Below are 14,480 nucleotides of genomic sequence, written 5' to 3' on the forward strand. Positions count from 1 at the left end.
TCATGTTGATGCGGCCGCGGTGGGGCCGGTGGACCACCGTGGGGCTCTGCGCCGCGGGCCTTCCTGCGCTCATCGGCGTGCAGTTGCTGGCCGAGTCGCTGCCAAATGTGCTGTGGGTCCTGGGCATGGGGAATGGCGGTCGCCGCCATGTTCGGCTTCATTGTGGCGGTGGCCGATGTCCGGCCCCGGGAAGCGGGCGACCTCACGGCGCGCGCATTCGTCCTTGCCGAACTGGTCGCGTCCTTCGAGTGGCAACTCCACGTGTTCTTCTTTGGTGCGGAGAACCGGCCCGCCCTGGAGTATTTGCTCTTGGGCGGCATCTACATTGGCATCTTTGTGGCGGCTTTCCTCGCGGAACGCGGCCACTTCCCGCGCGACAATCCCCTGCCGATCGACACCCGCACACTCATCAGCGTGATTGCTGTCGCGGCCGTGACGTTCTTGATGTCGAATCTGTCGTTCGTGACCACGTCCACACCATTTTCTGGACGCTTGGATCCGGAGGTGTTCTACATCCGCACCCTGGTCGACCTCTGTGGGTTCGTGATCTTGTTCGCGTTACGCGGTCAACGGCTTGAGCTGCACCGCTCCCAAGAAGTCGCCACCATCTCCATGATGCTGTCCAACCAGCGCGAACGATATTTGCAGTCCAAGCACGACATCGATGAGGTCAACCGCAAATATCACGACCTCAAGCACTACATTCATGCGTTCCGTGCCGAACAAGACCCTGGTGAACGCGCCCGGTACATCGACCAACTTGAAGAGTCCATCAAGGGCTTTGAACGCACCACGCTGGATACCGGCAATCCGGTGCTCGACACCATGCTCATGTCCAAGAGCCAGCAAGCCGATCGCTACGACATCACGATGACGATCGTTGCGGACGGGTCGGCTGTGGCGTTCGTGGACGCCATGGACCTGGTCACGATCATCGGCAACGCGCTCGACAACGCCATCGAAGCTGTCTCCAAAGTCCACACCCGCGATCAGCGCCTCATCCGAGTCGCTATTCACCGTCAGGATTCCTTGACGCTGGTTCGCGTCGAAAACTATTTCACCGGCAGCCTCCGCACCGCGCACGGCCTGCCCGTCACGTCCAAGGGCGACTCCCGCCACCACGGCTACGGACTCAAGAACGTGCGCGACACCGCCGAACGGTACGGCGGATCACTCACCGTCCGTGTGGAAGACGACTGGTTTGTGCTCCGTGTCCTGCTTCCCGTCCCCGCCACCAAGAACCGCTCATGAGCGCCCGTACCCGCGCATCGGCCCTCCCCTGGCGCGCCACTGCCACGGTGGCTACAGCCGCTGCACTGAGCTTGTCCGCGTGTAGCGCCGATGCCCCGGTTGAGACTGGCGTCGAGGTGACGGCAGCGGAGGACTCCCCCACGGGCTTCGAGGCCACGTTCCGCTTTGAGGCGCCAGAAGCCGAGCAGGTGTGGCTGGGTGGCGATGTGTATTTCACCCGCCCGGACCTGATTGAGATTCAGGGGTCGCAGTCGTCCTGGCTCGGGGATGAATGGCAGCCGGGAGATGTGTCCCACACGCCCCTGGCCGCCGATCTAGCCCCGCTCACCCAAGGCGACGACGGTGTGTGGGAGATCACCATGGCCGTGCCCGCAGGCATGTGGTCCTACGGGTTCATCACGGAGCCGTGCAGCCTGATCTACCTGTGCTCCATGACCGCAGACCCCACCAACCCTGCGCCACTCGAGCCCACCAGCATCACGTACAGCGCACCGCTCTCTCAGCTGTTTGTCCCCACCGATTCCTCGCATCCCACGTACGACGCCGACACTCAGATCCCCCTCGATGCCGCAAGCCAAGGCACCGTCGAGATGCACACCTACGACTCCACCGTGTCGGTGAGCCCCGCCGGTTCTCACTCACTCGGGGTGTACCTCCCACCCGATTGGGACGCCACCCGCTCCGAGCCGTATCCCCTGCTGGTCTTATCCCACGGAGCAGGTGGTGACGCTGCCTCCTGGTTCAACGACGGCGGGGCCGCCACCCAGTTCGACCACGCCATCGCCTCTGGTGCCATGGAGCCTTTCGTTGCCGTCACGACCGATTTCAATGGCCTGAGCGAGCAAGGAATGACGGACCCAGAGTTCTTCGACCTCTACGCCACGGAGTTGCTCGACAACGTGCTGCCGTATGTCGAAAACACCTTCCACACCACCAGCGACCCTGACCGCCGCGCATTCGTAGGGCTGTCGATGGGTGGGCGCGTGTCCGAACACCTCCTCCACACCCAGCCGGGCCTCTTCGCTGAGTACGGCATCTGGTCCGTTCCCCTCGCTGTTCAGCACACGGCAGCCGCCGATCTGACGGACGCCGCACTGACGGCTGCCGCGACACCTCAGCGAATCCATCTGGGGTCAGGCACAGAAGATGCACTCGCTCCGGATGACGACGTGTTCACCGACTGGGCCGCCGCCTATTCAGCACACGGGACAGACGCCTCCACTTTCATGATTCACGGCGGACACACGTGGTGGGTGTGGCGTCAGATGCTGGCTGACTTCCTCGCAGGGTCCGCGTTCACCCAGTAACAGCGCTACGCGCTACAGCTCGGCCAGGGAGTTGTCTACCAGGCTCAACGCCGACGCAATCGCCATGTGCATGTCCAGGTACTGGTAAGTCCCGAGCCGCCCACCAAAGTGCACCAGAGGTTCTGCCGCCGCCAGGTCACGGTAGGCCGCCAGCCGTTCTCTGTCCGTAGGCGTGTTGATCGGATAGTACGGCTCATCGCCACGGACTGCGGCGCGTGAGAACTCCCGCGCAATCACCGTCTTGTCCTGGGGGTAGTCCCGCTCAGGATGGAAATGCCGGAACTCGTGAATGCGGGTGTACGGCACATCCTCGTCGGCATAGTTCATGACCGAGGTTCCCTGGAAGTCCGCCACCGGCAAGGTCTCCCACTCAAAGTCGATCGTCCGCCACCCCAAGTCGCCTTGCTCGTACCCGAAGTACCGGTCCACCGGACCGGTGAACACCACCGGCACCTGACCGCGTGTGGTGTCCCGCGTCACCACAGCATCGGCGCTCAAGAAATCCTGCCCCAACCTCACGTCAATCCGCGGGTGGTCGATCATGCGTTCAAACCACGCGGTGTAACCGTCCGTGGGCAGACCTTCCCAGGTGTCAGAGAAGTACCGAGTGTCATAGGTGTAGCGCACCGGCAAGCGCGTGATGATGGACGCAGGAAGCTCACGTGGGTCCGTCTGCCACTGCTTAGCGGTGTAGCCCCGAATAAAAGCCTCATACAAAGGACGGCCGATGAGTGACACGCCTTGCTCGTCAAGGTTCTGTGGGGTGCGGCCCGCCATTTCCGCGGCGTGGGACGCGATCAGGTCGCGCGCTGCCTGCGGCCCATGCGCAGACCGGAAGAACTGGTTGATGGTGCCCAACGAGATGGGCATGGGATAAACCTCGCCAGCGTGGGTGGTGAACACCCGGTGCGTGTAGTCCGTGAACGACGTGAAGCGGTTGACGTACTCCCACACGCGAGCGTTCGACGTGTGAAACAGGTGAGCACCGTAGCGGTGGACCTCAATACCCGTATCCGCATCGAACTCCGAGTACGCATTGCCACCAATGTGGTGGCGTTGATCCACCACGGTGACGGTCCGTCCACGCTCCGCCAGCTGCTGGGCTACTGTCAGCCCAAACAGGCCCGCCCCCACCACAACGACGTCGCTCATGGCACCTCCACGTGACCGGTCTGCACTGCCGCTAGTTCAACTGCAACGCCCACGCCGCACTGCGGTACGCCACGGAAGACACCTTGCGTCCCGGACGTCCCGGCAGGTTCACAATCTGCACCAAGGGCGAACGGCGCAGTTTTCGGTACACCACCGGGTCGTCGTAACGCAGTTCCTTCCACATCTGAACCCTACGTTCAAAGTCCTCGTCACGCCCTGACCGCAGCAACATGGTCGAGGAGATCACACAGACAATCCGTAGGTGATGCAGCAAGTAGCGGTACAGCGCCGGCGGCACCTCAAACGGGTTCACTTCAACGTCTGACAGCAGCTTGTTGACCTTCAACTGCTGATCGATCCGCTTGATCATCACCGCCTCATTGACGGACTGATCGGGACGGCCAATGAAGTACCGGTACAGGTCAACATCCAGGTAGTACATCGACTTCACATGCTGAAGCGGCACATACACATACAAGTTGTCCACATAGAAGGTGTGCTCAGGAAGACGCAGCCCGCATTCGCGCAGCACCTCGGTGCGGTACACCAAGGAGTGCATCATCAGGTACTGGCTGGCACGGAACTTGCCCACATCTTCCCAGCCGAACACGCGGCCCAGCGGGAGGACGTTGTGATAGCGGACCGCACGCTTGTACTTGCGGCCCACCTTCTCGTACACAAAGTTGCTGAACACCAAGTCCACGGCATCGGCCTGCGACGCAAAACCACGCAAGGTCTCGAGCAAGGCCACCAGTGCGCCCTGGTCTACCCAGTCGTCACTATCGACAACCTTCAGGTACGTGCCTTGGGCCTCGTCAATGCCGACGTTGATCGTGGAACCGTGACCGCCGTTGGGCTTGTGGATGGCCCGAATGATCCCGGGGTGCTGGGCCGCATAGCGGTCAGCCATCTCCCCGGTCTCATCACGGGAGCCATCGTTGACGATGAGAATCTCGAGGTCCTCGGCACCCACCAGCAGTGAGTCCACGCACCGTTCGAGCCACCCAGCCGCCTGGTAGGCGGGCACAACCACGCTCAGCGTCTTCATGCCATGTGTCCTTACATCAGCGTGACGTGGCGCCGTCGTCGGCGTTGCCGTCACTTCCCACTCGTGCTTGATCTCCACCCTCTGCCGAGTCAACGTCCAGTTCCGCGGCAGCGTCGCCGGTAGCGGGCGTGGAGTGCGTCACAGCTGCACTGGCGGCGGGGACCTCCGCTGCGGCAGCTTCCACTGCCTCATCAGGAACACGCTTGAAGATGATCTTGAAGATCGGGTAGAAGACCCAGAACGAGATCGCCGAGTTGATGATCATCGTCACCACGTCAGCGGTGGTCTCACCGGTCGCACCCCAGCCCAGGGTGTCGATGAAGAAGTCGTACACCGGCACCTTGTAGAAGCCCTGAGCTGCCGCCGCGATGAACGTGATCGCGATGTACGCGATGAAGTACCACATGGCCGCGATCCACGGCGAGGTGTTCGACTTGAAGGTGATGTTGCGCTGCAGGAAGAAGTTGATGATCTGCGCAATGGCCAGCGTGATCTGGACGGACAGGAAGTACGCCAGGCCACCGCCGCCACCGGTGGAGATCTCCCCAGCGGCGTAGTCGAACATGTAGTACTGCGAACCATCGAGGTTGGACCCCACAGGCAGCACCTGGAAGTCCGTGTTCACTAGTTCGGTGCCGCTCAGCCAGCCACGCAGGATGGGCATCATGGCCAGCTGCAACACCGTCACAGCGTTGGAGAACACAAAGAACATCAGGAACTGGGCAGTCCCCGTGTGGCGCTCTTCAAATCGGCGCCACCACTTCGCAATCGCGGACATGGGTGTTCTCCTTTACTGCGGTGCGGCCACGGAGGCCGACGACTCAAGGTCGCGACGTAGTTGGCGCGACGTGGATTGGTTGGCAAAGAAAGCGCGGATCAGGCCGCCCGCGCCCCGGAAGAAGTGGCCGTTCACGATGCGCAGCATCTGGTCCACCATGGAGCTAGACACGGCACCGCCGGTCATCTTTGCCATGGCACGGAACGGCATGTTGTACAGGAAGTACAGGTTGAGGTCCGGCTTACCCTTGCGCTCGGACCGTTCGATCAGGGACCGCAACACGCGCGCACCCACCCGGGCCAGAGGGCTGCGTGCCTCATGCATGGCACGCAAGGGGTCGTTGCGGCGCAAGAACTGAGAAGCCTGCACCTGTGGGTCGCGGCCCAGCAGACGGGTGAACTCAGCGTCAGACACGTCGCGAACGTTGCCACTGGCGTAGGACTCCAACGCAGGGTCGGACGCTTCTACGTCGGTGCCCTCGACCTGGTGCGTCGCGGTCAGACGGTGATCCTGGCTGGAGGCGCCGATGATGATCTGAACCTCGCCCGCCTCGACAGCCCACGCATCGGCCGCCACATCAAAGTGACGGAACGTGTACTGATCAAACGGGATGGTGACACTCGCAGTCTCACCCGGATCCAAAGCGACCTTCGTGAACCCCTTGAGTTCCAGTGCGGGGCGGAAGACTGCTCCACCCTTGCGGCTCACATACAGTTGCGGCACTTCCGCGCCGGCCACATCGCCCGTGTTGGTCACGTTGAAGGTGGCGCCGGCGTCCGTCACGCTCAGGTCGCTGTACTCGAACGCGGTGTAGCTGAGACCAAAGCCGAACGGGAAGCGAACATCGACACCCGTCGTCGCATAGTACCGGTAGCCCACGTACAGGCCTTCGCGGTATTCGGCGTTGCGGCCCACACCCGGGTAGTAGTTGACCGTAGGGGTGTCATCGAGTGTCAACGGGTAGGTTTCCGCCAACCGGCCAGCGGGGTTGGCCTTGCCGGTGAGCAGTTCCACCATTGCTTCAGCTCCGGCCTGGCCGCCCAAGTACCCGTGCAGGACAGCAGCAGCGTCCTCGATCCACGGCATTTCCACGACGGAGCCCGCGGACAACACCACGACCACACGCTTGTTAACTGAACGCAAGCGCGCCAGCAGTTCCGTTTGCGCTTCGTGCATGCGCAGGTGTTCGCGGTCCTTGCCCTCGGACTCCGCAACCTCGTCGAGACCCAAGTACAGGAGCACCACATCGGCTCCCATGGCTGCGTCGACAGCCTGTTCCGTGAGCGCCGCGTCGGCAGTGCCGTCGCGCTTGAAGCCCGGCGCGTACGCCACGACGTCAAGGTCCGATGCACGGAGAGCTTCCAGCGGGGACGTCAACTGGGAGGCGTTCACCAGCGAAGATCCGGCGCCTTGGTAGCGCGGCGTGTCAGCGAAGTCGCCGATCACTGCAACCCGCGTGCTCGCGGCCAGCGGCAGCACCGCGTCCTCGTTGCGGAGCAAAACTGCGGACTCGCGTGCCGCACGACGTGCCAAACGGTGGTGAGCATCCAGGTCCGCAGGACGAGCCTTGCTGCCATCTACCCACTGCCCCAGCGCGCGCAGTTCCTCCACGCGGGCGTCCAGGTCTTCCATGGACAACTCGCCGCGCTCCAGCGCTTCCAGGAGCGCCGGAACCGAGTCCAGGCCAGGGGAAGGCATCTCGAGGCCACCACCCGCACGCACTGCAGCCACCGGGTCGTTGCCGCCGCCCCAGTCAGTGATGACGGCACCGTCGAAGCCCCACTCGTCGCGCAGAATGTCCTTCAACAGGTGCGCGTTCTCGTGAGCGTAGGTGCCGTTGATCTGGTTGTACGCAGACATCACCACGCGTGGCGAGGATTCGCGGACCATAATCTCGAAGCCGGTGAGGTAGATCTCGCGCAGCGTGCGCTCGTCCACCACGGAGTCGGATGCCATGCGGCGGAGTTCTTGGCTGTTGGCCGCGAAGTGCTTGGGGCTGGCAGCCACACCTTGTGACTGGATTCCGCGCACGTAGCCGGCCGCGAGGGTGCCCGACAGGTACGGGTCCTCGGAGAAGTATTCGAAGTTGCGCCCGCACAGCGGCGAACGCTTCACGTTCAGGCCGGGGCCGAGCAGCACATCCACTTCCTGGGATGCGGCCTCAGCACCGAGTGCCTCCCCTACCTCCTGTGCAAGCGTGGTGTCCCAGCTGTTCGCGATCGTCGCGGAGGTCGGGAAGCACGTCGCGGGCTGCGAGGCTGCAATCCCCAGGTGGTCCCCTGACCCGGTCTGCTTGCGCACACCGTGGGGGCCGTCGGCGAAGAACAGGGCACGGATGTCAGCGTGCGGGAAAGCTCGCGACTGCCAGATGTTCTCGCCACTCAGCAGCGCTGCCTTTTCGAGAGTTGTCAGCTCGTGAGACATGAGGTGGGCTCCAGACGGGGACGTCACGGGCGGCGCTGTGGCGCCGTCACCAAAGAAGAGGAAGGATGGGGGGTGGTGCTGGGCCGGCACCGCAATTGCCGGCCCAGCACCCTGTCCGTTGTGGACGAGGTGAGGCGATTAGGCCTCGGATGCCACCGCGGGCTGGCCCTCAGCGGCCTTACCGTGGCGGCGGACGCGAACCACAATCCGGAAGATCCAGAAGGCGATTCCCAGTCCAGCAACGATCGTGATGCCGATCTGCAGGTAGACCCACGTGGGAGGCGTGTAGTCGACCGTGGCACCAGGTGCCAGACCGTTCATCGCGTTGGAGTTCGCCACCGTGTACAGGATGTTGTGGGTGGCTTCACGGATGTCCGTCACTGCCTTCGCGGAGCTGGTGTCTCCGAAGGACTTGGACGGCTGGAACGTCAGCGTGAGGTCAGTACCAGCACTGATGCCCTCGTTGGGGTTCATGTACGGGTAGAGGTTGAAGTCGGAGATCGCGAATCCGTCGAATCCCCACTCCTCACGGAGCACCGTGTCCATGAGCGCTTCCGACCCACCGGCCCAGGTAGCACCGATGCGGTTGAACGAGCTCATCATGCCGCCGGCACCAATCGTGGTCTCGGCAACGGTGCCCTCGTCGTCCGCCAGGTACGTGACGTCCATCGTGATGTTCTTGACACCGATCTCGAAGGGCTTGAGGTAGATCTCGCGGATGACCTGCTCGGTTGCCCAGGTAGCGATGCCGTTGTTGACGCGGTTGGTTTCCTGCTCGTTCATCGCGTAGTGCTTGATCATCGTGTAGACGCCCTTGGTGGCAACACCGTTGGCGACCGAGGTCAGCATCACACCGGACAGGACCGGGTCTTCCGAGTAGTACTCGAAGTTACGTCCACCGAACGGGGTACGGTGCAGGTTCACTGCGGGGGCGTACCAACCGTTGATGCCCTTGAGGATGGCTTCGTTTCCGAGCATTTCACCCATCGCTGCGCCCAGCTCCACGTCCCAGGTCTGAGCAATCAGCACCTGCGAGGGGTAAGCCACGCCGTTGATGGACGAGTTGATGAAGGACGAGAAACCTGCGGGGCCGTCCGGCTCCAGCGTCTGGGGCTTACCGATCGAACCGATAGGTGCGGTCTGGTAGGCGCCGTTGAGGAGCATGTCGGTCATTTCACCGACGGTGAGCGAGTCGAGCAGTTCGTCCCACAGCGGGTCGTCCTTGTCGAGGCCGCGCATGTCGATCAGCGACAGGTCGGAGTTGGCACCGGTCGTGGGCATGTCGCCTTCGAAAGCTTCTGCTTCGGCGTCGTAGTCCCACGCCTCGAAGCCTTCGATGATGGCGTCGCTGGCCACGTACTGCTCCTCGGTGGGAGCGGTCGGGAAGGTGCCGGCGAAGTCTGCACGGGACATCGGCTGGATGGTGCCGTTGGCGCCGTCCTCGGTGAACTGTGCGGAGACGTCGTCGAAGGCGTTGGTCGCGGCAACCTCGTCGGTCGAACGCGGGTTGGACTCGTCGTAGACGACCGTCTCATCGACGGTGTAGACGATGGGCTCGGTGCCCTCGGCGATGGTGTGCGAGTCGTTCTGCACACGCACTTCGTAGTCACCGGCTTCCAGCACGTAGGCGCCGGCGTCCTGGTAGTCGTAGGAAGCCATGTCCTCGACTGCGAAGGAGACGGTCAGCGTTTCGGAAGCACCGGGCTCCAGGAGCGAAGTCTTCACGAAGTCGGTGAGGACTACTTCAGCCTTCTCGATACCGCCCTGGTAGTAGGGGGCGTTGACGTACACCTGGACGACGTCCTTACCTGCCACGTCACCGGTGTTGGTCACGGTCACGTCGACCGAGATTTCGCCGTCGACAGCGCCGAGCTCGGAGCCTGCAATCTCCCAGGCGAAGTCCGTGTAGGACAGGCCGTAGCCGAAGGGGTACACGACTGCTTCGTCATAGTCGATGAAGCCCTCGACGGCTGCGGTCTCGTAGTAGCGGTATCCGTAGTAGATGCCTTCGGTGTAGTTCACGAACGGGGCGTCGGACGTCACCGTGGCGTTCGAGGTGGCGCTTTCCGTCGCGGACACGGGGTAGCTGGCCTCGACGTTGTTGTAGACGAACTCGCCGAAGTTAGCGAAGGTGGGGTCTGCGGTGAAGTCGGCGGACCACAGGTCAACGGTGTGACCGGAGGGGTTCACGTCACCCGAGAGGATGCGGCCCAGGCCGTTGAAGGCCGATGCGCCGGGCGAGCCAGCGAGGAGGATCGCGTCTACGCCTTCGTCGTTCTGCAGTTCACCCATTTCGAGGGTGGTGGAGGCGTTCACGACCACCACGACGGTCTCGAACTCTTCCTTGGCGAGTTCGATGAGGGCCTTCTCGTCCTGGTTCAGTTCGAGCTGGTGCTCACCCTCTTGTGCGCGAGGATCGATGTTCTCGGAGTTAGGGATGTCCAGCATGTCCTGCGCCAGGTCACCACCTTCACCACCGGGACGGCCGATGAACACGACGGCTGCGTCGTTGTACTGAGCGAAGGAGTCGGACACTGCCTCGTATCCTTCGATCGGCATTTCACCGATGGTGAAGGTCGACTCCATCGGGAGGTCCATCTCGATGTGGCCGCGCTTGTTCTCGTCGGCGTAAGTCTCGATTGCGGTGTAGGCCTCATCGTTGATGCCAAAGCCTGCGTTTTCCAGTCCGGCGCGTGCCGTCACCGCAGTGTTGGTGTCGACCGAGCCGGAACCCGATCCACCGAACACTGGGTCAGCAGCTGCGCGGCCCAGCATGGTCAGTTGGGAGGACGAGTCCAGCGGCAGTGCGTCGCCTTCGTTCTTGGCGAGGACGATGCCGCTGGCACCGATCTCCTCGACCAGGTCACGGGCGGCTGCGTCCACCTCGTCCATGTCGGCGTAGTCCGCCTCGTAGTATTCGGTGTCCCACTCGGCGGACTTCTCCGAGTTGGTGAACGTGTACGTTCCGGAACCGAACTGCGAGGCAACCCAGCCACCCGCCACGACCAGGGCCATGTTGGCCACGACGACGATGATCGTCAGCAAGGCAACAACAGGGATCCAGATCGACAGATAGGCCTTGTTGGACATGCGAGCCTTTGCGGCGGCTCCGTCCTTCGGCTTGCGTGATTTCACGACTAGTCTCCTTCAGCCACTTGACGTGGAGGGCGATACTTCAAAACTAGGGAGGGGATGCGGCTCCCGCCCGGCGAGGGAGGGATGAGGGGTGCCGGGCGGGTCAGCCGCGAGCGTCGGAAACCGACGCCACGAGGAACCGAATTATTCGGCAGCCTCGGAGATGTTGCCGTCCTGGTCGATCTGCCAGGTCTGGCCGGTAGCAGCGGACACTGCTTCGATCGTGTAGTTGCCACCATCGATGTTGACGGTGCCGGTGACGCGCTCTGCAGCGTCGGTCTTCACGAACGGCATGACCATCAGGCCGTACTTGACGGTGGGGCTGTCAACGTCGCTGGCCAGCATGACCTGGGCCCAGTCGTCGCCTGCGAGCGCCTCGTCAACGGCAGCCTTTGCGGTCTCCAGGTCGGTGGCCACGTCAACGGCGGCTTCCTGCGACACCTCGGTGTCGGTTCCAGCAGCGCCGTCGTCGCTCGAGCAGGCGGTCAGGCCGAAAGCTCCGGTGGCGGCGATCAGGACGGCGAGGCCGCCAGCCCGCATCTTCTTGGTGTTCATCTCTGCTCCTTATTACTTCACGGGTCTGTGTTTGCGGTATCAGCCCGTTGCTTCTGAGAGGGCGAAGGGCCGGGTGGCCCTTCATGACTGACGGGGTGGCCGGTTCCGGTGAAGGAACCGGCCACCGTCAGTCGTGGTGCCGTGGCCTTACTCGGAGATCACTCCGGAGTAGTTGAGGCCAAAGCCGTAGTCGTAGGCGTTGCCTGCGGCGTCGGTGTAGGGCGTCATGTCCTTCGCGACGTCCTCGTACTGGGCCTCAACCGTGTCCATGTCCGCGGGGAACTGGATGGGCAGGCGACCCGTGGGCTCGTAGCCACCGGTGACGACGTCGTAGACGGCCTGGTCCGAAGTTCCGAAGCTGACCACAATGGCGTCTGCGTCGGACTCGAACTCTGCTGGAACGATCGGGTTGATCGCCTTCAGTACCGACACCACGGGGATGTCCTGTCCGCTGTCCTCGACAGCTGCCACAGCACGCTCGAATGCGTCCAGGTCAGCTTCGTTCGAGATGCGCGAGGTGTTGCCGAAGTACGAACGGTTCTCCTGGGTACCGTCCTCGAGGAGGTCACCACCAATCGACTCCTTGCGGACGTTGTCGCCGTCTGCGGTGTACTCGCGGTACTGCAGGGACATGGGGTACCACTCGTCGGTTTCGGTGTCGTGCCCAGCAGCGGAGAAGTTGTCACCGTTGTTGGGGCTGTCCATGCCCACCAGGACCAGGTCAACGTCACTAAGGTCAGGAGCCGTGTAGGACACGACCTTGCCCTCGTCGTCATACTCGACCTCGTCGGTCACGACATTGCCGAAGTACTGCGCTGCAACGTCAAGGTCCATGGTGGGACCCTCGGAGTAGGTGGCATCGCCGAACAGTCCAGCGTGACCAGTGTCGTAGGACTGGGGGATGTAGACCGTCTTGTCAGACCAGTCGTTGCCCTCGGCGACAACGCCATCGTTCTTGAGCATCACGATCGAAGCCAACTGTGCTTCGTAGCCAGCGTCCACCTTGTCGTCGGAGGCGAGAACTGCTGCCGACTCCTCGGGGTCAAGGTAGGCGTTTTCGTACAGGCCAGCCTGGAAGCTCATGTTCAGGATGCGAGCACCGGACTCCTGGAAGCGGGTCTCCGCGTCCACGTCGCGTTCGCCAGCCTCGTACTGCTCCTGCCAGACCTCGGCGCCTTCGAGAATGTAGGTGGCGTCGTTGACTCCACCGAACATGTCGTGGCCGGTGCCCAGCACGTGTGCGTAGCGCTCAGCAGGGGTCATGTCTTCCGCACCCCATGCCATTCCGAAGAACGCGCCTTCGTCGTTGGATCCGCTCATGACGCCCCAGTCGGTGACGACCACGCCGCCGAAGGCGTTGTCGTCACGCAGGACGGACATGAGACCGGTGTCGTACGCGGTACCGGTGCGGTCTTCGAACAGCGGGTTGCCGTCAGCGTCGAGCGAGATCGAATAGGACGTCATCACTGCGGCCGAGTTGAGCGCTCCCTGGAACACGGAAATGTGCTCGTCCAGGTTGTCGCCGGGGTACACACCGTACTTACCGGTGTAGGTGTGGGACTCGCGTCCACCTTCACCCGGTCCGTCACCGGCCCAGTGCTTGATCATGGCGTTGACGGACTCGTCACCCCACTCAGCTTCACCGTCCGAGCCCTGGAACCCGTCCACGTAGGCCGCTGAGAGTTCGGCAGACTGAGCAGCATCCTCACCGAAGGTTCCGCCGACACGAAGCCAGCGCGGCTCGGTGGCGAGGTCAATCTGCGGGCTCAAAGCTGTGGCGATACCCAAGGCGCGGTACTCGGCCGAAGCCATCTCACCGAACTTCTTGGTGTGCTCGGCATCAAAAGTCGCGGCAAGACCCAAGTTGGAGGGCCACCGGGAGATGTCGGCGCCGTCTGCGTTGTATCCACCAGAACCTGCGGTCGAACGCGGGTCGGAAGCGAAGTTCACGGGCACGTAGGGGGTGTCCTCGGTAGCGAGGGTCTCGACGTAGGCCTGCATTTCGTTGACCCACGGCACGGTGACGCCTGCGTCCGAGCCGGCAGCGTTCAGCACTGCACGGAGGTTGGACTCCTCGAGGTACGTCTTCTGTGCGTCGGTCAGACCGTCTGCGGGCGAACGCTCGTGCGAGCTGAACAGCATCAGGCCCGCGATCTGCTCGATCGACATCTGAGATGCGAGGTCCGTGGCACGAACCTCGGAGTCTTCACGCCAGTCTTCCCACGTGTCGAGTTCGCCGTTGCCGTTCATGTCCTTGAACGCGTAGGTGGATCCGTCAATCTCTTCTTCGAGCAGCTCAACGCCGCCCTCAGCCGAGTAGGACAGCGTGGTGCCGTCGGGGTTCTCCACTACGACAAAGTCGGTGGTGCCGTCGGAGACTTCACGCGTGGTGTAGTCGCCTGCGGCAACGGTGGGCTCATCGCTCGGGGTGGTGTCAGTGTCGCCGTTGTCCGTGGAACAACCAGCCACAGCGAGAGCAAAGATGCCAAAGAACGCTGTGGAGCGTGCAATGCGCGTGCCTCTCATCACTTCTCACCTTCCTGGAAGTAGGTCATGCTGCTTCTCCTCCTTGAGTCGCGAGCGATTTCCCTGTACCTGCGGCCATCCGCAGGCTGTGGGTTCGCCATCTTTCGTCGTCGAACCCGCACCGCGCGGGTTCCGCATCCTGCGCTGGAAGGCGTACCGGGGGCGTCATTGCCGAGGTGACCTCGATGTGACCACACGCATCCAGCGGGATGTACAGCGAGTACATCAACGAACCTCACGGGGTATTTGCTGGAAGACACAACCTGTCGTTACAGACGCATAACCTGTCGCTCCCGTAACACGG

Annotated in this window: 9 protein-coding genes; 2 read left to right on the top strand and 7 right to left on the bottom strand. The window is 62.7% G+C overall.

Annotated features, from left to right (window positions below):
• Positions 1 to 132: 132 nt before the first annotated feature.
• Together ON058_RS09270 and ON058_RS09275 are read left to right on the top strand one after the other, a co-directional pair.
• The gene (locus ON058_RS09270) at positions 133 to 1,251 is read left to right on the top strand and encodes a sensor histidine kinase (RefSeq protein WP_274668760.1); all 1,119 of its coding nucleotides are present in this window, start codon (positions 133 to 135) and stop codon (positions 1,249 to 1,251) included.
• Entirely contained in the window at positions 1,248 to 2,558 is a 1,311-nt protein-coding gene (locus ON058_RS09275) for an alpha/beta hydrolase-fold protein (RefSeq protein WP_274668761.1), read from the top strand. Before ON058_RS09270 ends, ON058_RS09275 begins: the two co-directional genes overlap by 4 nt.
• Before the next feature lie 12 nt (positions 2,559 to 2,570).
• Here the strand turns inward: ON058_RS09275 and glf are convergent, their stop codons facing one another.
• The 7 genes from glf to ON058_RS09310 all read right to left on the bottom strand — a co-directional run bounded on the left by glf (position 2,571) and on the right by ON058_RS09310 (position 14,176).
• Complete coding sequence (glf, locus tag ON058_RS09280; RefSeq protein ID WP_274668762.1) at positions 2,571 to 3,710, bottom strand: UDP-galactopyranose mutase; 1,140 nt, start codon at positions 3,708 to 3,710, stop codon at positions 2,571 to 2,573.
• A gap of 31 nt (positions 3,711 to 3,741) precedes the next feature.
• Positions 3,742 to 4,758 carry a glycosyltransferase family A protein gene (locus ON058_RS09285; RefSeq protein WP_274668763.1) on the bottom strand — a complete coding sequence of 339 codons (1,017 nt, stop codon included), beginning with the start codon at positions 4,756 to 4,758 and terminating at the stop codon, positions 3,742 to 3,744.
• Positions 4,759 to 4,774: 16 nt separating this feature from the next.
• Positions 4,775 to 5,536, bottom strand: coding sequence for a hypothetical protein (locus tag ON058_RS09290; protein ID WP_274668764.1), 762 nt, complete (start codon positions 5,534 to 5,536; stop codon positions 4,775 to 4,777).
• A gap of 12 nt (positions 5,537 to 5,548) precedes the next feature.
• Positions 5,549 to 7,960, bottom strand: coding sequence for a glycoside hydrolase family 3 C-terminal domain-containing protein (locus ON058_RS09295; protein ID WP_274668765.1), 2,412 nt, complete (start codon positions 7,958 to 7,960; stop codon positions 5,549 to 5,551).
• Between the two features lie 138 nt (positions 7,961 to 8,098).
• Positions 8,099 to 11,095: a glycoside hydrolase family 3 C-terminal domain-containing protein gene (locus ON058_RS09300; RefSeq protein WP_274668766.1), complete on the bottom strand. Its 2,997-nt coding sequence runs from the start codon at positions 11,093 to 11,095 to the stop codon at positions 8,099 to 8,101.
• Positions 11,096 to 11,239: 144 nt separating this feature from the next.
• The gene (locus ON058_RS09305) at positions 11,240 to 11,650 is read right to left on the bottom strand and encodes a hypothetical protein (protein ID WP_274668767.1); all 411 of its coding nucleotides are present in this window, start codon (positions 11,648 to 11,650) and stop codon (positions 11,240 to 11,242) included.
• 147 nt (positions 11,651 to 11,797) lie between these two features.
• Complete coding sequence (locus ON058_RS09310) at positions 11,798 to 14,176, bottom strand: glycoside hydrolase family 3 N-terminal domain-containing protein (RefSeq protein WP_274668768.1); 2,379 nt, start codon at positions 14,174 to 14,176, stop codon at positions 11,798 to 11,800.
• Positions 14,177 to 14,480: the final 304 nt, after the last annotated feature.

Source organism: Demequina sp. B12 (assembly GCF_028823635.1).
GTDB lineage: Bacteria > Actinomycetota > Actinomycetes > Actinomycetales > Demequinaceae > Demequina.